This window comes from Ostreibacterium oceani (assembly GCF_009362845.1).
GTDB classification, from domain to species: Bacteria; Pseudomonadota; Gammaproteobacteria; order Cardiobacteriales; family Ostreibacteriaceae; genus Ostreibacterium; species Ostreibacterium oceani.
Genome location: NZ_WHNW01000004.1, coordinates 156,161 through 174,924, shown reverse-complemented (window position 1 = coordinate 174,924; position 18,764 = coordinate 156,161). Strand labels below are relative to the sequence as shown.

Annotated in this window: 15 protein-coding genes; 11 read left to right on the top strand and 4 right to left on the bottom strand. The window is 47.5% G+C overall.

What is annotated here, in order from left to right; all coding sequences use genetic code 11:
- Positions 1-15: 15 nt before the first annotated feature.
- Entirely contained in the window at positions 16-390 is a 375-nt protein-coding gene (locus tag GCU85_RS05090; protein WP_152810029.1) for a DUF3461 family protein, read from the bottom strand.
- A 124-nt stretch (positions 391-514) separates the two neighbouring features.
- Here GCU85_RS05090 and glmU point away from each other — a divergent pair, with 124 nt between their 5' ends.
- Positions 515-1,927 carry a bifunctional UDP-N-acetylglucosamine diphosphorylase/glucosamine-1-phosphate N-acetyltransferase GlmU gene (gene glmU / locus GCU85_RS05085; protein WP_152810027.1) on the top strand — a complete coding sequence of 471 codons (1,413 nt, stop codon included), beginning with the start codon at positions 515-517 and terminating at the stop codon, positions 1,925-1,927.
- A gap of 253 nt (positions 1,928-2,180) precedes the next feature.
- Here glmU and GCU85_RS05080 read toward each other — a convergent pair whose 3' ends face one another.
- A complete protein-coding gene (locus tag GCU85_RS05080; protein WP_152810025.1) occupies positions 2,181-6,950 on the bottom strand; it encodes an NAD-glutamate dehydrogenase in 4,770 nt (1,589 codons plus the stop codon).
- 198 nt (positions 6,951-7,148) lie between these two features.
- Between GCU85_RS05080 and GCU85_RS05075 the strand changes: the two genes are divergently transcribed.
- Both GCU85_RS05075 and GCU85_RS05070 read left to right on the top strand, forming a co-directional pair.
- Positions 7,149-8,135 (top strand): DnaJ domain-containing protein, encoded by a 987-nt coding sequence (locus GCU85_RS05075; protein ID WP_152810023.1) that lies wholly within the window; start codon positions 7,149-7,151, stop codon positions 8,133-8,135.
- 100 nt (positions 8,136-8,235) lie between these two features.
- Entirely contained in the window at positions 8,236-8,628 is a 393-nt protein-coding gene (locus GCU85_RS05070) for a YbjQ family protein (protein WP_152810021.1), read from the top strand.
- A gap of 1 nt (position 8,629) precedes the next feature.
- On the opposite strand, the gene GCU85_RS10225 is transcribed toward GCU85_RS05070, so the two are convergent.
- Entirely contained in the window at positions 8,630-8,752 is a 123-nt protein-coding gene (locus tag GCU85_RS10225) for a hypothetical protein (RefSeq protein ID WP_268965629.1), read from the bottom strand.
- Between GCU85_RS10225 and GCU85_RS05065 the strand changes: the two genes are divergently transcribed.
- From GCU85_RS05065 to GCU85_RS05055, 3 genes are all read left to right on the top strand, one after another.
- On the top strand, positions 8,751-9,242 hold the full coding sequence (locus tag GCU85_RS05065) for a YbjQ family protein (protein ID WP_152810019.1): 492 nt from the start codon (positions 8,751-8,753) through the stop codon (positions 9,240-9,242). The genes GCU85_RS10225 and GCU85_RS05065 overlap by 2 nt on opposite strands.
- Positions 9,243-9,254: 12 nt before the next feature.
- Positions 9,255-10,112, top strand: coding sequence for a M48 family metallopeptidase (locus GCU85_RS05060; RefSeq protein WP_152810017.1), 858 nt, complete (start codon positions 9,255-9,257; stop codon positions 10,110-10,112).
- A 124-nt stretch (positions 10,113-10,236) separates the two neighbouring features.
- Positions 10,237-12,012: an SLC13 family permease gene (locus GCU85_RS05055; RefSeq protein ID WP_152810015.1), complete on the top strand. Its 1,776-nt coding sequence runs from the start codon at positions 10,237-10,239 to the stop codon at positions 12,010-12,012.
- Between the two features lie 96 nt (positions 12,013-12,108).
- Here GCU85_RS05055 and GCU85_RS10220 read toward each other — a convergent pair whose 3' ends face one another.
- A complete protein-coding gene (locus tag GCU85_RS10220) occupies positions 12,109-12,231 on the bottom strand; it encodes a hypothetical protein (protein WP_268965628.1) in 123 nt (40 codons plus the stop codon).
- Between the two features lie 250 nt (positions 12,232-12,481).
- Between GCU85_RS10220 and GCU85_RS10310 the strand changes: the two genes are divergently transcribed.
- The 5 genes from GCU85_RS10310 to GCU85_RS05030 all read left to right on the top strand — a co-directional run bounded on the left by GCU85_RS10310 (position 12,482) and on the right by GCU85_RS05030 (position 18,725).
- Positions 12,482-13,147 carry a pilin gene (locus GCU85_RS10310; protein ID WP_328592795.1) on the top strand — a complete coding sequence of 222 codons (666 nt, stop codon included), beginning with the start codon at positions 12,482-12,484 and terminating at the stop codon, positions 13,145-13,147.
- 105 nt (positions 13,148-13,252) lie between these two features.
- Complete coding sequence (locus GCU85_RS05045) at positions 13,253-14,089, top strand: hypothetical protein (RefSeq protein WP_152810013.1); 837 nt, start codon at positions 13,253-13,255, stop codon at positions 14,087-14,089.
- 12 nt (positions 14,090-14,101) lie between these two features.
- Positions 14,102-14,668: a dihydrofolate reductase gene (locus GCU85_RS05040; RefSeq protein WP_152810011.1), complete on the top strand. Its 567-nt coding sequence runs from the start codon at positions 14,102-14,104 to the stop codon at positions 14,666-14,668.
- Between the two features lie 788 nt (positions 14,669-15,456).
- On the top strand, positions 15,457-17,757 hold the full coding sequence (locus tag GCU85_RS05035) for an NADP-dependent malic enzyme (protein ID WP_152810009.1): 2,301 nt from the start codon (positions 15,457-15,459) through the stop codon (positions 17,755-17,757).
- Positions 17,758-17,951: 194 nt separating this feature from the next.
- A complete protein-coding gene (locus GCU85_RS05030; protein WP_152810007.1) occupies positions 17,952-18,725 on the top strand; it encodes an ABC transporter substrate-binding protein in 774 nt (257 codons plus the stop codon).
- The last annotated feature ends 39 nt before the right edge of the window (positions 18,726-18,764 follow it).

Here is an 18,764-nt window from a genome sequence, read left to right as displayed (position 1 = left end):
TTCATGTTCATGTGGTTATAGTTGCTCGATTTCCGCTTTTAATTCTGAGATTCTGTCAGCAACATAGGCCTCAAACTCAGTTAACTCTTGAATCAATTCGGCTTTTTTGTTTTGCTCTGATTTGTTTTTTTGTAGTAATTTAGTCAATTCAGCCAATGCATCCTCTAACGCAGGCGAAATTTCAGTCAAATTCGTTGCCCCGGGGTTAAGCTGCACACCAGGCAATGGTCGTCTAGGGAAGTTAAACTTTTTCACCGTGGGCAACAGCGACCCTTTTTGGCGGGTATAGCGTATGCGAAGCGTGTCGACTTCGTTATTGGAATACAAGGTATAACTACTAATTTCGTGGGGACGGTTAACCCCTAAATTCTTCAATGCCGGATAAGACATGGCGCTCCTCTTTAATTTTTATGAATAAATGATTCTCTGTTTTGAACCCTTATGATACGCTTTTTTTTCTCTTAAATCCATGCCTATGAATGGGTTTATGCGTTATAATTGAGCGCAACCAAAAATGACAAAGGAGCCGCTTATGTTAGGCGTTATTATTCTCGCAGCTGGCAAAGGCACGCGTATGCATTCTGCATTACCCAAAGTCTTGCACCCCATCGGCGGTCAACCTATGCTGGCACACCTGTTGGCCACAGCGACAAAGCTAACGACACAGCCAGCCGAACAGCCAGCCGCACAGCCGCCTATTGTCGTGTGCGGACACGAACGCGAGCGCATCCAATCTGCTTTTGCCCACGTTGACATTACTTGGATTACACAAGCGCAACAATTAGGCACAGGACACGCCGTTTTGCAGGCCTTGCCGCATATCGCTGATGAAACGACTTACCTAATTTTAGTCGGTGATGCGCCGCTCATTCAACCGCAGACACTAACTGCGCTGGCAAAAACTAGCCAAGACAGTGGTATTGCTGTATTGACCGTTAATCTTGGCAACCCCACAGGTTATGGCCGTATTATTTGCGATACTAACGGACATGTCACTCGCATTGTTGAAGAAAAAGAAGCCAGCGCCACTGAAAAAACCATTCAAGAAATCAACAGCGGCTGCTTTGCCATTCGTGGTGATCTGCTAAAAACACTACTGCCGTTAATCACCAACGACAACCAACAACACGAATACTACCTCACCGATGTGGTCGCGCTCGCAGCGCAGCATGGATACCCCGTCAAATCCTACCGCCTAGCCGATAGCCAGCAAATCATGGGCTGCAATAACAAAAAACAGTTGGCAACATTGGAGCGTATTTATCAACGCCGTCAAGCCGATAGCTTACTCGACAACGGTGTCACCCTGTTCGACCCGAATCGCTTTGACATGCGTGGACAACTCACCCACGGGCAAGATGTCAGCATTGACATTAATTGTCTATTGATTGGCAATGTCCATTTGGCAGATAACGTCACCATCGGTGCCAATTGCATCATCAAAAACAGTCACATTGGCGCAGGCACGGTTATTTTACCCAACACCATTATCGAAGACGCCACCATCGGGGCAGCGGCGCAAATCGGTCCTTTTGCGCGAATTCGTCCCAACACCCGCTTAGCCGATGCCACCAAAATAGGCAACTTTGTCGAACTTAAAAACACCACCGTTGGTATAGACAGCAAAATCAATCACCTAAGCTATGTTGGCGATGCCGTTATCGGCGACAATGTCAACATTGGCGCAGGGGCTATTACCTGTAACTACGATGGCGCAAATAAACACCTGACAACAATCGAAGACAATGTTTTTGTTGGTTCAAATACCGCCTTAGTCGCCCCCATCCATATTGCACACGGTGCCACGATTGGCGCAGGCTCGACAATTAGCAAGCCCGTCGCCAGTGAAAATCTCGCCATCGCGCGCAGCAAACAACGCAATATCGAGAATTGGCAACGCCCACAGAAGCAACCCCCAAATAAATAACCCACAGAAACAACCTACAAAAACAACCTACAAAAACAACCTACAAAAACAATAAATAAAGAAGCACTAACAAATACCACGCAATAAAAAACAGGCGCGCCCTTGTTGGCACGCCTGTTTCTTTGTCACTACACGCGCCTATTAACGCGTGGTTTTCTTACCGCTTACCCTATTGCAGTTTGCTTTATTGACTGCCTCTCGGTCAGTTTTCTCAGCCAGCTTTCTCGGTCAGCTTTCTCAGTCAATTTTTAAATCAGCCTCTTGCCAAAGCACTCAGCTCACCCACGGCAACCGATAAGCGGGCAACATCGGCTTCTGACTTACTGATTTCTGTTAAAATCGCCTGATAACTGGCATGGACATTTTCGGTATTTTCCTGCCATTTAATGACGGCTTTATCTGCATTTTTGTCGAGTTTAACGGCATGCTCAGTGATACTCACCCAATTATTGACAATATTTTGCATCAATGAGTTACAGGCTCTTCGACGCCAGTAATCATTATTGTAAAGCCCTGCCACCGATTGGCGTAACCAATAAATATGCAAGGTCTCGGCAAGGCCAAAGAACACACTCGCCACATGGTTGACTGGCATGTTGGTCTTCGTCGCTAAATCGATAATATCGAGCACACTCACCGAGAATAACAGGTACGCCATTTTGACGGCCAAAGCTTTGGGTACACCTTGCTTGACCAACGACTTGACTTCATCTTCGGCTATTTTGGCGGTAGATTTGGGTAGGATTTTCGCCAACTGTACGGCGATTTTATCGAAATCCTCAAATGATTTTTCCAGTTTCTCAATGTCAATGGCATCTCGTCGATTAATTAACAACCAATTAGAGCCTAACTCCAGCGCTTTACGAACCCGCAGATGCAAGTCATTTTGCAAATCAGCCGAGACCACATTGTCCAAGGCATCAATGCTATCCCACAGCTCACGTGCGCCAAAAATGTTACGTGCAGCACAATAAGCAAGCACGATTTGCTTAGCCGATTGACCGCTTTCTTCTTTGGTTCGCTGGATAAACACCGACCCCATATGATTTAGGATACTATTGGTCAAAAACGTGGCAATAATCTCGCGTCGCAACGGATGGGTTTGCATCAATTTGGCGTATTTCTTACGCAAGGGCGTCGGGAAATATCGGCTTAAATCCGCTTGGAAGAACTTGGCATCAGGCAAATCAGAATCCAATAGCTCGTCAAACAGTTGGATTTTTGAATAAGCCAACAACACTGCCAATTCAGGCCCGTACAACCCCTCACCACTGGCTAACCGCCGCTCGATTTCTGCGTCATCAGGCAAAAACTCTAACGCCCGATCTAGCCGCCCTGTTTTTTCTAGGTGCTTTAAAATCCGCGTATGGTCTAGGAAAAGGCTTTTGTTTGAGACACCGATACTGATTGCCTGCGGCTGTTGATAGTTTTGACGTAATACTAACTGTGCTACCTCATCGGTCATTTTTTCCAATAACTGATTACGCGCAGCAACCGTCAAATCCCCTGCCTCGACCGCTTGGTTAAGCAAGATTTTGATATTCACTTCGTGATCTGAACACGTCACACCAGCTGAATTATCAATCGCATCGGTCAGAACAAACCCACCATTTTTGGCAAATTCAACCCGACCTAACTGAGTAAACCCGAGATTACCGCCCTCACCAATGACCTTGCAGCGTAATTCTTCGCCGTTAATTCGTAGGACATCGTTGGCTTTGTCGCCGACTTGTGCGTGCGTCTCTGAAGCCGCCTTGACATAAGTACCAATCCCACCATTCCAAAGCAAATCAACTGGTGCTTTGAGCAATCGGTTAATGAGTTGATTGGGCGGCAACGCACTTTCTTTGATATCAAAGGCTTTTTGCATTTGCGGCGTAATGGTAATTGATTTATCGCTACGCGAAAAAATCCCGCCACCCGCTGAAATCAGCTTTTGATTATAGTCTGCCCAAGACGAGCGTGGTAATTCAAATAATCGCTGGCGTTCTGCAAAGGATTTTTTGGCGTCTGGCGTTGGATCAATAAAAATATGTAAATGGTTAAACGCAGCAAGCAATTGAATTTTATCGGACAACAACATGCCGTTACCAAAAACATCACCGCTCATATCGCCGATACCAACCACAGTAAAGGTTTCTTTTTGCGTGTCTTTACCTAGGTGGCGGAAATGACGCTTGACCGATTCCCACGCCCCGCGAGCGGTAATGCCCATGGCTTTGTGGTCATATCCGACCGAGCCACCCGAGGCAAATGCATCGCCCAACCAAAATCCGTATGATGCTGCCACACCGTTGGCGATATCCGAAAACGTGGCGGTTCCTTTATCGGCGGCAACGACCAAATACGGGTCGTCTTCATCGTGGCGATAGACATCCTTGGGTGGCACAACTTTGCCAGCAACAATATTATCGGTAATATCCAACAACCCACACATAAAGGTTTTATAACAACGAATCCCCTCTTCGACATAGGCCTCACGGCTGCTATTATCAGGTTTTTTAACAATAAACCCGCCTTTAGAGCCGACGGGGACAATAACGGCGTTTTTCACGATTTGGGCTTTGACCAACCCCAACACTTCGGTGCGGAAATCCTCAAATCGATCTGACCAGCGCAACCCACCCCGCGCAACTTTACCGCCGCGCAGGTGAATTGCCTCGACACGTGTTGAATAGACAAAAATCTCATACAGCGGTCTAGGCAACGGCAAATCAGGGATTTTTGCCGATTCGAGCTTAAACGAAATATACTCCTTGGGCTGACCATTTGCGTCTGCCTGATAGAAATTCGTTCGCAGCATCGCATTGATAATATTAATATACCAACGAATAATACGGTCTTCATCTAGACTTTCAACGGTTGCCAGTCGTGTGTCGATATCCGCTAAAATTGCGCTCACTTTTTTATCACGGGCTTTGACAGTCAGCCCCATACGCGCGTGGAACAATGCCGCCAACAGTACGGCAATATCGGCATTATTATTCAATGCCTGCTGCATATAGCCATGCGAGAATGGCGCTTTGGCCTGTATCGCGTATTTAGAAACCGCGCGTAGCAAGGCCACATCGCGCGCGGGCAAACCATATGAAACCACCAACTGGTCAAACCCATCAGAATCATCGGTGCCATACCATGTATTGGTAAAGGCCTCGACAAAATGCGGTCGCAGCGTCGCTAAATCAACACGGCTAGCAACGGGCAAGAATAACAAGAAATCAACCAACCAAAAGGCGCTTTCGCCTTCGGCACTAAACTGATACGGGGTGGCTGAATTCACGATAAAGCCAAAATTCTCTAATATTGGCATAATATCGGATAAGTTGGCTTTTTCACCACGCCCGTACAATTTTAAACGCATGGTGTTATCGCTATCATCGACTTCGCGATATAAATTGACTTTAATGGGCTGATGGTCATCCAGCTCACTCAACGATTGCAAATCTTGTGCCGCAATCGTTGGTATGACGCTTTCTTGGTAAGCCACCGGGGTGATTTTTTCAAACTGTTTAAATAACAAATTCCCTTCGGATTGTCCTCGTTGCGTTTGCAGTAATTGTTGCACCTGATCAGACCAATTCAGCATCATGGCCGTTAAATCCGCTTCAATCGCTTTTTCGTCAAACTTAGCAATTTTACCTGGCTGGGTACGTACCAAAATTTGCAAACGTACGTGCAACATTTCTCCAAAATGCACGCTAAATTCAGATGCCGAGCCATTCATTTTCTCGACTAAATACTGCTGAATGCGGCGGCGCAACCGCGTATTAAACCGCTCGCGTGGCAGATAAACAAAGCACGCTACATACGTTTCAAAGGTATCAATCCGCGAGAAAAACCGCAGTGCGGCGCGCTCTCGCAGATGGAAAATCCCCAGTGCCATTTTGAGGACTTGCTCATTGCTGGCTTGAAATAACTCGTCGCGCGGTAATTGCGAAATAATATTTAGAATCGATTTTGCCGCATGCGAGTTGGTCGGCAAGTGGGTTGATGCCAAAATATTATCGACCTTGTGCGCTAACAGCGGGATATCATGCGGTGCATAACGATACGCTTCTTCGGTTAGTAATCCCAAAAAACGGTGCTCGCCAGTGACGCTCCCTTCATCATCAAACTGCTTAATGCCGATAAAATCCATGTATGCAGGGCGGTGTATCGTTGATAGATTGTTGGACTTTGAAAATAGCATCAGCTCAGGCGCGAGGGCGCGTTCTTTGAGTTTTGCAGGCAGCTTGCTAAAGCTTTGCGATAGCTCACCCTTGCCGTCATCTCGTAGCACACCTAGCCCAGAGTCCGCCACCGTGTACATTTCATGGTTTTTTAGTGTGTATTGGCGATACCCCAAAAAGGTAAAGTGCCCCGCGTTAAGCCATTCCAAAAACTTAGTCGTTTCGATAATTGTCTCAGCCGTTTGCGGTAGATTGCGCGAACGCTGGATGGCTTTGACCACTTCATCGACACGCGTTGACATGGCTTGCCAGTCTTCGGTCGCGGCGGTGATATTGGCGAGGACTTTTTCGATTTCTGCTTTGATGAGACTGAGTTTGGCCTTGGGCAATCGCTCAAACTCGACGTGGATTACCGAAATATTGCCTTCGTGGCTTTCCTCTGCACAATCGAGCGCTTTAATTTTGCCTTTGCTGTCAAACGTGGCGCTATAAATCGGATGGGTAAAAAACTGAATAGAGAGATTCAGGCGTACAAACGCCATTTGAATCGAATCGACCAAAAATCGGCGGTCTTTCGCGACCACATCCAACACACTGCAATCATCACCAAAGCCGTGCGTTTTTTTACTGGGGTTATAGACGCTGACTTGGTCTGATTTGCCATCAAAGGTCGTTAATAGCTGAAAATGCGCATACGCGGTTGAAAACAGGGTATCGCCCGAGAAACTTTCCATGTCCTCTCGCCCTGTCAGGGCATAATAATTTTCTAAAAAGGGTTTTGCTAGGTTAAACTGTGTCGTGGTTAATTTGGATTTTGCTAACTTGATTATTTCGTTTTGTAGGTGATAGACCATACGAACTCCTGAATTGACTGATCAATAATAGCCGTGCAACATCGCAAGCAAATAACGCAAGCCGAATTAACCCGTGCCATATGCTGACGACACAACCGCTAATTACGCTACGCCTTATGGCTGACGAAATTCACAACCGTTCGCTAAGCATTTTAACACAATGATAGGAAATATTAACTAAACAAATAGTACTTAACGATGTTAAAACCCACCCTTTCTGGCTTAATTATCCTGACCGCCTGTGCATTGGCGATTTCTCCTAGCGTACTAAATACCTTTACAGGCAGTGCGTTATGGCTTTGGTTGTTATTTTGCCTAGGGCTAGGGGCGAGCGCACACTGGCTGAGTGATTGGATTGTTGGGCAACTAGAGACACAGCGCGACAGCCCAATACTACAAAAAAAACAAGCCCAGCTCAAAGCCAACCAACGCCAACGCGAACGCCGTCTGTATAGCCAACAAGATATTGGCTTTTACTATTTTAAATCCACGTTTTTATTCGCTGGACACATCGCCGCCAGTGATGGCGAAATCTGTCAGCACGAGCAAGCCCACCTAGACGACATCATGGCGAGATTACAGCTTGATCGCCCCCGCATTGATGCCGCCACGCGCTATTTTCACGAAGGGGCTGCTGCCGATTTCGACACCAACGCGGCGATTGAAACCTTTATTGAATACTGCGAAATGACGCCTGCGCTTTGCGATGCCTTTTTGGAGACACAATTCTCGTTTGCCTACGCCAGTCAAAACACGCAATTCCCTGAGTATCACATCCTCAAGTTACTCAGTCAGCGTTTGGGTTTTCAAGACAAGTACCAGCACTTATTGGACGAATTTCGTCTAGGCGCATTCACCGCTGCCAATGCGGCCGCCGAAAAACGCGCCGAAGCCCACCGCAGAGAACGTGACAAACGCCGCTTTGAAGCCGAAAAAGCCCGCCTCGACAAGCAACTCACCCCCAAAGCCCGCCGACTCAAACTGGCACTCGCTATTTTGGGGCTAGATGACAGCGCCACACCAACACAAATAAAGCGTGCCTACCGTGAACAAATCAAACGCCACCACCCAGACAATCTGATTGCCAGTGGCTATCCTGCGGATTTATTAACCGAAGCGACCCAACGCAGCGTTGACATTAACCGCGCCTATGATTTACTCAAAAAGCATTATCAATTTCGTTAAATAACGGCATGGCTGTGCTTTCAACTAGACAGCACTGCAGCAATACCATACAATATCCGTAACACTCGCAATAACTGCCCATTTTTTTAGGATTTTCTGCATGTTACTATCAACGATTGAAGTCATCCCCAACACCCATATTGTCAAACATCTAGGCATTGTCCAAGGCTCCACCGTACGCGCCAAACATATCGGGCGTGATTTTATGGCAGGATTTAAAAACCTCTTGGGCGGTGAATTACGTGGCTACACTGAGTTACTCGAAGAATCTCGCCAAGAGGCCCTAGACAGGCTCGTCGAACAAGCCACCGCCAAAGGCGCCAATGCGATATTAAATATTCGTTTTTCAACCTCAACGATTACCACTGGCGCCTCTGAGATACTCGCCTACGGCACGGCAGTGGTACTGAAAAAAGCGGCAGCAACACAGACAACAGCACAGACAGCAACAGCAACACAAACAGCGGCACAGACAACTGCCGCAAATTCGTAATCTATAGCCCACCATAAAGACTGCCATAGAAGCCACCATAAAAACTACCATAAAAACTACCATAAAAACTACCATAAAAACTACCATAAAAACCACCATAGAAACCACTATAGTCAACCGCCATGGCATTTATCCTACATTATTTTGAAATTATCCTCGCTATTGCGCTTGTGACTGGCGGTTACTTTTGGGGCAGCCATGCCGAGCGCAAACACTACGCGAGCATCGAATCACGCGAACTCGACTTGGCTGACATTATTGTCATCAGCAGCAAATACCCACCAGACAATGCCCACGTTATCAACGCCATGATGGGCAATGTCGTGATTGCCTCTGACCCGTTCAAACGATTTGTGGCGTGGTTGATTGGCATTTTTGGCGGCAATATGAGCGTGTACGAATCGCTATTGGACCGCGCACGCCGAGAAGCCCTACTTAGGCTCAAGGCCAACGCCAAAGAACAAGGTGCCAATATGCTGGTCAATGTCAAATTTGAAACCGCCAACATTAATTACGGCACACGCAACAAATCCAGCGCCATGATGGAAGTCCTCGCCTACGGCACGGCTGTCAACTATGTACCGCCACCTACACCATCTAACACGCCCACATAAAACACACGCCCAATGCATTACGAAGACCCTATTCTGACAAAAAATGTCAACGTCAGCAAAACCCATCCGCTAGTCACAGCAGCCAAGCTCCTGTCGGCACTGGTTATCTTGTTAGCGATTGCCATCGGATTGATTTGGCTCTTTGCCAACCAGCTCGTGCAATACGTGCCGTTTGCGGTGGAAAAACGCCTAACCCACACCGCAACGCAAACCGCACTGACGCCTTTTGTCACCACTGATTACCCTAACAAAACCAAATCACTACAGGGCATCGCTGACAAAATTCGTCAGTCTGCACTGAGACAAAACCCCGACCATCCCCTGCGCGATTTTAGCTTTACCTTACACTACAGCACTAGCCCTGATATCAATGCATTTGCGACCTTAGGCGGGCATATCGTCATTAACCAAGGGCTTATTGACGTCATGGACAGCGAAAATATGCTAGCAATGGTCATTGCCCATGAAATGGCACATATCATGCATCGTGATGTGTTACGCGCACTTAGCCGCAGCGTCCTCACTGGGATGATTTGGGCGGCCGTTTTTGACACCAACGCCCGCGGCATCGACAGCGCGAGTATCAATTTGTTGCAGCTTAATTATTCGCGCGATGACGAAAAATCCGCCGACAAGGCTGGCATTGCCCTGCTCAATCACACCTACGGCAACGCCTATGGCGGCGTTGAGTTATTTGAATTATTTAGCGTGGTACAGCCATCTAAGAGCGCTTGGGTTGAAATTTCCTCGTCGCACCCACTGCCTGTTAATCGTATCAACGCGCTACGCCAACAAATCCAAGCACAAGCCTTAACTACTGATAAAAACAGCCGCACAGCACTCCCTGCCGTACTAAAAAACAACAATTAGCAATCAATTAGCAATCAATTCATAAGTCAAAATCATGCCATCGCAAGCAATCATCGGGATTATTTCACGCAATAGTAAATTTCCAGTATAATAGCGGGTTTGGAAAAACGATAGAGACCAGTTTATGACGACAGACCAAGCGTTAATTACCGCCATTTTAGTCGCGACCCTCGGACTATTCATTTGGAATAAGTGGCGCTACGATATTGTGGCGATGACGGCATTGGTGACGGCAACGCTGTTTGGGCTGGTTGACCAAAACACCATGTTTTCAGGGTTTGGACACCCTGCGGTGATTACGGTTGCGGCGATTTTGATTATCTCACATGCACTGCAATACTCAGGCGCACTAGAGGTCGTTGCGAACTGGCTCAAGGGCTTTGGTCAGCACACCAGCATTCAGTTATTCCTACTCACAGGGATTGTTGCCGTTTGCTCGGGGTTTATGAATAACGTCGGTGCGCTCGCATTATTTTTACCGATTACGGTTGCACTCGCCAAACGCAAAAAGGCACACCCTGGCAGCATGCTGATGCCGATTTCATTCGCCTCGTTGCTGGGCGGCACGGTGACGTTAATTGGCACCCCACCCAATATTATTATCTCGGCGTATCGCGAGCAACAAACTGGCACGGCGTTTTCTATGTTTGATTTTGCCCCCGTTGGGATGTTGGTGGCGCTGGCGGGTGTGTTGTATTTATCGTTTATTGGCTGGCGATTTTTACCCAAACGCGACACTGCCGCGAGTAGCAATGACCAACTCGCCGCCGCGTCTGAATACATGACCGAAGTCCGCATCCCCGCAAACAACAAATACCTCAACCGCTCTTTGTACCGTGTGTTAAAGCTCTGCGAGGGCGAAGCCATCCAGATTTTATCCATCGTCCGTGGCGAGCAACGCATGCTCGCACCGACCCAGTATGAAATCCTGCGCGAGAATGATATTTTGGTCGTCGAGGGGCAGCCCGATGCGATCCAACAATTCCTCGATGACGCAGATTTTGAAATGGTCGATGCCAAAGTCGATACCCAGACGCTACAATCCGACACCGTGTCGATTGTCGAGGTGGTTATCGGCCCTGATTCACGCATGATTGGGCGTAGCGCATCGGGGATGCACTTATCCGCCAATCACGGCATTAATCTGATGGCGATTTCACGGCGTGGGCAGTCGATTAAGCAGCGTCTACACCGCACCACACTGCGCGCAGGCGATGTGTTGCTCCTTCAATCTGACCAAGATAGCCTCGCGGCAAAGCTCGAATACCTCGGCTGTTTTCCGCTGGCTGAGCGTAACATCACGCTGGGCAAGCACCGCAAAATGTGGACCACGATTGCTATTTTTGCGGTGGCAATTTTGGTCACCTCACTGACAAATTTGTCATCATCGCTGACATTTACTGCCGCCGTGGGCGCATTGGTGGTGACAAAAATTGTCAACCTGCGTAATTTGTACAACTCGGTCGAGTGGCCTGTGATTGTATTACTGGCAGCCCTTATCCCTGTTGGCCAAGCACTAGAGACCACGGGCACCACAGGATTAATCGCCAATGGGATCGTCCATGCCAGTCAAGGCGCCTCTGTCTATATCCTGCTCGGGGTGGTCATTATCATCTCCATGCTGCTCTCCGATGTCATTAATAACGCCGCGACCGCGGTGATTATGGCACCGATTGGCGCGAGTATCGCCACCAGTCTGGGCTATCCTGTCGAGGCGTTTTTGATGGCGGTGTGTATTGGCGCGTCGTGTACCTTTTTATCGCCGATTGGGCATCAGTCTAACCTACTGGTGATGTCACCGGGTGGTTATCGCTTTGGTGATTATGCACGCATGGGGTGGTTATTAGATATTATTGTGGTGTTGGTGGCAGTGCCTGCGATTGCCTTTTTCTGGCTATAGTGCGTTCTTTTGGCTATAGTGCGTTCTTTTGGTTACTTACTAGTGATAGCAAACAGAGACGAAAAACATCCAACCCCCTATATACCACCGAGAAAATCACATCACCATCGGAATCACCATCGGAATCACCATCAAAAACCAGCGAATGGCGCGCGCAGCGTGTTTCCATTCGCGCCGATGGTTAGTGATTAACGAGGGCATGCCCAGTATTCTAGGCATGGAATACTAGAACTGGAATACTGGGCATGGTATATCGGGGGAAGGTTTTTGCTGACTTTTTTAAAAAAGTCAGGTGCAACAAAAAAAACAGGCGCAGCGAAATACAACCCCAATACCACGAAAACCACTTATACCAAAAATTCAAATATATGATTTTATTTAATTTTAAAAAGTTGGCACGCCAATTGCTATAGGTAAGGTGGTTATCAAACTAACTTTAATTTAAACTTAAAATTTTAGGAGTTCTAAAATGAAAAATGTACAAAAAGGTTTTACCCTAATCGAATTAATGATTGTGGTTGCAATCATCGGTATTTTGGCAGCAACTGCGATTCCAGCTTACCTTAACTACACCGTCCGTGCTAAAATGGCTGACCCTACACTAAACTGTGGCGGCGCAGCAAGAATCAGTTTAGGTGAATTTCATACCGATTATGGATTTATGCCTGGGGCTGGTGATGGTGACGGTACGAGCGCAGAGGCAGAAGCAGAAGCATTCAACCTAGTCATCAACCAATGTCGCGAATCTCAATATATCGGAGGAGCAGCTTCAGCTGTAGCAGGTGTTTTCGGCACTGCATTAACTGCTCAGGCTGGCGGAGCACCGACCGCTATTACTTGGTCTGGAAACTTAGGCGGTATTGCTGGCGCTAAAGGTTATTTAAACACCGTCCTATTTGATTCAGGCACACATGCAACACGTCCTTCAGGCGCTGTAACTGAGAACATTTCGGAAGCAGTTCAAACTCAGTTTTTGAATTTCGCTGTACTGCCACGTATTTCATCTGGCGACGTAACTAACTATGAATCAGTTTGTGGCTATAGTGCAGACAACAACTGGACAGCTGCTACTGGCAACGCTCCTACGCAGCCAACCACTGTACCACGCAAGTACTTACCATCAGCTTGTCGTTAATTGTTAACACAACTTGATACTAAACCCCGCCTTGGCGGGGTTTTTTATTACGCGTCATTTAGAATTTGATTTATAATGTTTAAATAGTTTTATTGGAGAACGAACATGTTCAGCACATTATTTGGCGAGCGCCAACCCTATCAGGGGTTTAATTTTTTCGGACGACTCAAGGCACTCGGTGTACACTTAATCTTTAGCTTGATCGTCTTTGCCATTTTCATGTGGGTTATGCTGGTTTATTGGTTTCCTGCGCCGCATTTTCAAATCAATGGCGGCTGGCAAGGTATGCGCATTATGATTGCCGTTGACCTCGTAATCGGTCCACTGCTCACCTTTTTCCTTTACAACAACCGCAAATCAAAAAAAGAACTCCGCTTTGATTTAGGTATTATCATCGTCACACAGGCCGCCCTTATCATTTACGGTGTCACCACGGTCTATAATCAACGCCCCGTCGCACAAGTGCTTTCCCACCGTGGCTATATCGCCACCCCACGAACAGAGGATTTAGTATACAAACCTGGCATAGACCCTATCAAAACTATTAGCAACTTAAATGCCTATAAAACATACCCACCAATGTTATATAGTGCATTTGAAGACTACTTCAACCAAGAGGCGAATATGAATGACTTCGACAAATTATTCGATACCAACCAAACTGAACGTCTTGTTGGTGACTTAAACCCTGAAAAAATCGTTTCACGCTATCGCCCGATGAACAGCCCCGAAGCACTGGCAGATTTACCAAAAACCGCAGAACGCGCAATGAACCGCATCGCCATTGAGCCCGATATGGTTAAACTCATTGATGCCTACAAAGCTGAACATGGTGATAACTTTTACTTTTTCAAATTATTCGCACAGTACGGCGAAGCCATTATCATCACTGACAAAAAAGGCATCCCTGTCGATTATTTTGGCATCAAAGCAATAGATTAAAAAAACATCATTATGTCAAACAACACGACCAAAACCCAAAACCCCATCACCCTCATCGTCGCGGCCTCGACTAACGACATTATTGGCCGTGACAACCAGCTCCCGTGGCACTTACCACGGGATTTGGCGTATTTTAAGGCCATCACCACGGGCTGCCCGATTATCATGGGGCGCAAAACGTACGAATCGATTGGCAAAGCCCTACCCAATCGGCTCAATATCGTCATCACCCGCAACCCCGATTACCAACTGCCTGACGCCGAGGTGACGTTGAGCGTCAGTGACGCGATTGCTATTGCTCAAAAGTGGCTGGATAATCAAGCCAATAACAATGACGGCAGTGACAAAAATTGTCAATCAGAAATTCACATCATCGGTGGTGCCGCAATATTTGCCGAGGCCTTACCCCTCGTCGATAAGATTTACCTCAATCGTGTGCTGGCAGATTTCGATGGCGACACGTACTTACCCGCCATTGACTGGACACAGTTTAAGCAAACCGCCAGCACTCACCACGCCGCCGATGACAAAAATGCCTACGCCATGGCATTTGAAGTCTACGAACGCACCAAATCGTAGAAAACACAAATCTCCTACAGACCAGCCCCTACAGACCAGCCCCTTATAGACCGCCGCGCAAATAGGCCTTCCTCGGAAGTGAGCAAATGGTGAGCGCAGCGAATTCCCATTTGCGCCGACGGGAGGCTGTATTTGCAAGGGGATGCGCAGCAGGGTCTATCGGGGAACGTTTTTTGCTGACTTTTTTCAAAAAAAGTCAGGCCCAGCGCAGCGACTTTATGCAGCGACTTTATGCAGCGACTTTATGCAGCGACTTCATACAACGACCTAACGTAACGACCTAGCACAACGAAAAACAATTCTCGGCAAATCACCTCACAGCAAAATGTATAGCAAACTTTACGTGCAACAGCAATCCTACACAACCCCTTATAGACCACCGAGTAATGGCGTAAAATCGGATAAAAGCGGATGACTGTCTGAGCAAAGCGAGTTTCATCCGCGCCGATTTTTAAGCCATTGTGAGGGGATGCGCAGCAGGGTCTATCGGGGAACGTTTTTTGCTGACTTTTTTCAAAAAAAGTCAGGCCCAGCGCAGCGACTTTATGCAGCGACTTCATACAACGACCTAACGTAGCGACCTAGCACAACAAAAAACAACCCACCCACAACAACCCGATAATTCCCTCACCAATTCCACTCACCTATTTCACCCATCTACCTCACTCGCATAAAAAACCGCACAGTCGCCTACCAGTCTGCTATAATACGCGGTTAATTTGTGGCATATTTTGCCCTGTATCATTTAAATATTATTTAAATATCATTTAATTAAAGTGAGCCCCAATATGTCTGATCAATCCGAAGACTTTAAACAACAAAGCCTAAAATACCACCGCCTACCTAAGCCAGGCAAGGTCGCAATTACCGCCACCAAATCCATGTCCAACCAGCGTGATTTGGCACTCGCCTATTCGCCTGGCGTTGCGTACGCTTGCGAGGCCATCGTTGACGACCCTGCTGAGGCAGCCAGCCTCACCGCCCGCCAAAACCTCGTTGCGGTCATTACCAATGGTACGGCCGTACTGGGGCTGGGCAATATTGGCCCGCTGGCATCCAAACCCGTGATGGAGGGCAAAGGCGTCCTCTTTAAAAAATTTGCGGGCATTGATGTCTTTGATATCGAAATCAACGAAACCGACCCCGATAAATTTATCGACATTGTGGCCAGCTTAGAGCCGACCTTTGGCGGCATTAACCTAGAGGACATCAAAGCCCCCGAATGCTTTGAAATAGAAGAAAAACTCAAACAACGCATGGGCATCCCCGTCTTTCATGACGACCAACACGGCACCGCGATTATCGCGACCGCCGCCCTATTAAACGCCCTCAGCATTCAGGGCAAAACCGTTGATGAAGTCCGTATTGTCGCCAGTGGTGCAGGCGCGGCTGGCATGGCGTGTTTGGATTTATTTGTCTCGCTCGGTGTACCGAAAAAAAATATCACCGTTTGCGATAGCAAAGGGGTTATCTATATTGGGCGCGAAGGCGCTGATCAAGGCCGTAAAAAAGACTACGCTATTGACTCACCGCATCGCACGCTAGCAGATGCCTTGGTCAACGCGGATGTGTTTTTGGGTGTCTCACAGGCTGGTTTAGTCACACCTGAAATGGTGCAATCCATGGCACCCAATCCTTTAATACTTGCATTAGCCAATCCCGTCCCAGAAATCATGCCCGATGTCGCCAAAGCCGCACGCCCTGATGTGATGATTGCCACAGGGCGATCGGATTTTCCTAACCAAGTCAATAATGTCCTTTGTTTTCCTTATATTTTCCGTGGTGCGCTGGATGTCGGTGCGACCGAAATTAACGAGGCCATGAAACTCGCCTGCGTCAAAGCCATTGCGGATTTAGCCAAAGCGCCCGTCGGCGAAGAAGTCTTAAACGCCTATGGCGTCAAACTCGAATTTGGCCCCAATTACATTATCCCCACGCCATTTGACCCACGATTGATTTCCGTCATCCCTGCCGCTGTTGCCAAGGCCGCGATGGAATCAGGCGTTGCCGCACGACCGCTTGACGACTTAGCCGCTTATGAAAAGCAGCTAGAGGCCATGATTGACAAAACGGGCATGTCGATGCGCCCCGTGTTTACCGCCGCACGCACCAACAAAAAACGCATTCTCCTTACCGAAGGCGAAGAGGAACGCGTCTTGTTTGCCACCAAAGCCATCATCGAAGAAGGCATCGGCCACCCCGTACTCATCGGCCGCCCCAAACGCATCCAGGAAAAACTCGACAAACTTGGGCTGCATATGGCGATCGGTAAAGATTTTGAACTGATTGACCAGCAAAATAACGTCTACTACCAACAGTGCATCAAGCACTACCACAAGCGTTCGGCACGATTTGGCGTTGATCCGCACGCCGCACGCGTTGATATTAATACACGCCCAACAATTTTGGGGGCAATATTGGTCGATTTGGGACTGGTTGACACCATGCTCTGCGGGACGATTGGACGATTTGAAGGACATTTAGAGAGCATTTTACACGTACTAAAACCCCGCACAGGCGTCATCAAGCCGGCGACGTTAAGTATGCTGATTACCTCCAAGGGTACCGTTTTTGTCAGCGACACCAATGTCACCGAAAATCCAACCTGCGATGAGATTGTCAATATCGCTGAACTCGCGGTGCTCAATGTCAAAAAATTTGGCGTTATCCCCAAAATTGCCATGCTGTCGCATTCGAATTTTGGTTCGAAACAAGGGCGTGAGCAAGTGGACAAGATGGCGCGCGCGCGCGAAATCCTCAAAGCCAAATACCCAGAGCTCATGGTCGAAGGCGAAATGCAAGCCGATGCCGCACTCTCGCATCGTGTCCGCCATGAAGTTTTCCCCGACAACGAACTCACTGGCAACGCCAATATTCTCATCATGCCTAACTTAGATGCCGCCAACATTGGCTTTAATCTCATGAAGGTCGTCGCTGCTGACGGCGTGACTATTGGGCCGATGATGATGGGACTCGAACACCCCGTTCATATTTTATCGCGCAGCGCCACGGTCAGGCGCATTATCAATATGGCTGCGATTGCCGCCGTCGACGCCCAAGACTATATCGACATGGGGTTTAAACCATAACGCCTAGATGGTATTGGGTAATATTGGGTAATATTGGGTAATGAAATTTAAACCATGAAATTGGGATGATGATTAAATAAGCGTTATCGTTTAGCGACAGCAGCGCTTATTTTTTTATGAATTTTATAAATTAGTGCTATAATCTGTTTTTAATCTTTTCCATCATTTCCATCCATACTATTGGGAGAAACCACATGAAAAAATCAAGTAAAATCGTATTAGCCACTGTGATGACATTAGCATCTAGCTTTGCCTTGGCCGAAAAAAACTTAAAAATCGGTGTTGAAGGCGCTTACCCGCCGTTTTCTGAGGTCAATTCATCGGGCGAAGTCGTGGGCTTTGACATTGATATCGCTAATGCGCTATGCGACACCATGCAAGCCAAGTGCGAACTGGTACAAATCGACTGGGATGGCCTAATTCCTGCCCTAAAAGGCCGAAAAATCGATGCCATCATCGCGTCGATGAGCGCCACCGAAGAACGCAAACAAAGCATTGACTTCACAGACCGCTATTACCGCATCCCAGTCAAGCTCATCCGTCAAAAAGGTAGCGATGTTGAATTTTCACCTGAGAGCATGACAGGCAAAACCATCGGCGTACAAGTCTCTACTACGTTTGACAAGCACATAACCGATTTATTTGGTGAAGTCGCTGATATCAAGCGCTATAACAGCAACGACGAAGCCTATATCGACTTACAAGCTGGTCGCCTCGATGTTGTTGCGGCCGAATCGCTTGCGCTAAAAGCAGGTTTTTTAGATACCGAAGCAGGACAAAACTATGAATTTTTTGGCCCTGATTTGACCGACGAAAAATACTACGGTGAAGGTATCGCTATTGGTATCCGCCAAGGCCAAGACGAACTCAAAGCCGATTTCAATAACGCCATCAAAACCATCCGTGAAAACGGTACGTACAAGGCCATCAATGATAAGTATTTTGAAATTGATGTTTATGGTGAGTAATTACAGTCAATGAAATACCAGACGCCTATAGATACCTTG

What these genes read in the sequence shown, in the direction of transcription:
- GCU85_RS05045 (WP_152810013.1), top strand. Translation starts at nt 13,253, where the DNA reads ATGTTCAGCACATTATTTGGCGAGCGCCAACCCTATCAGGGGTTTAAT.
- GCU85_RS05030 (WP_152810007.1), top strand. Translation starts at nt 17,952, where the DNA reads ATGAAAAAATCAAGTAAAATCGTATTAGCCACTGTGATGACATTAGCA.
- GCU85_RS10225 (WP_268965629.1), bottom strand. Translation starts at nt 8,752, where the DNA reads ATGGCGGTTGACTATAGTGGTTTCTATGGTGGTTTTTATGGTAGTTTT.
- glmU (WP_152810027.1), top strand. Translation starts at nt 515, where the DNA reads ATGACAAAGGAGCCGCTTATGTTAGGCGTTATTATTCTCGCAGCTGGC.
- GCU85_RS05080 (WP_152810025.1), bottom strand. Translation starts at nt 6,950, where the DNA reads ATGGTCTATCACCTACAAAACGAAATAATCAAGTTAGCAAAATCCAAA.
- GCU85_RS05070 (WP_152810021.1), top strand. Translation starts at nt 8,236, where the DNA reads ATGTTACTATCAACGATTGAAGTCATCCCCAACACCCATATTGTCAAA.
- GCU85_RS05065 (WP_152810019.1), top strand. Translation starts at nt 8,751, where the DNA reads ATGGCATTTATCCTACATTATTTTGAAATTATCCTCGCTATTGCGCTT.
- GCU85_RS05035 (WP_152810009.1), top strand. Translation starts at nt 15,457, where the DNA reads ATGTCTGATCAATCCGAAGACTTTAAACAACAAAGCCTAAAATACCAC.
- GCU85_RS05090 (WP_152810029.1), bottom strand. Translation starts at nt 390, where the DNA reads ATGTCTTATCCGGCATTGAAGAATTTAGGGGTTAACCGTCCCCACGAA.
- GCU85_RS05055 (WP_152810015.1), top strand. Translation starts at nt 10,237, where the DNA reads ATGACGACAGACCAAGCGTTAATTACCGCCATTTTAGTCGCGACCCTC.
- GCU85_RS05040 (WP_152810011.1), top strand. Translation starts at nt 14,102, where the DNA reads ATGTCAAACAACACGACCAAAACCCAAAACCCCATCACCCTCATCGTC.
- GCU85_RS05060 (WP_152810017.1), top strand. Translation starts at nt 9,255, where the DNA reads ATGCATTACGAAGACCCTATTCTGACAAAAAATGTCAACGTCAGCAAA.
- GCU85_RS10310 (WP_328592795.1), top strand. Translation starts at nt 12,482, where the DNA reads ATGAAAAATGTACAAAAAGGTTTTACCCTAATCGAATTAATGATTGTG.
- GCU85_RS10220 (WP_268965628.1), bottom strand. Translation starts at nt 12,231, where the DNA reads ATGCCTAGAATACTGGGCATGCCCTCGTTAATCACTAACCATCGGCGC.
- GCU85_RS05075 (WP_152810023.1), top strand. Translation starts at nt 7,149, where the DNA reads ATGTTAAAACCCACCCTTTCTGGCTTAATTATCCTGACCGCCTGTGCA.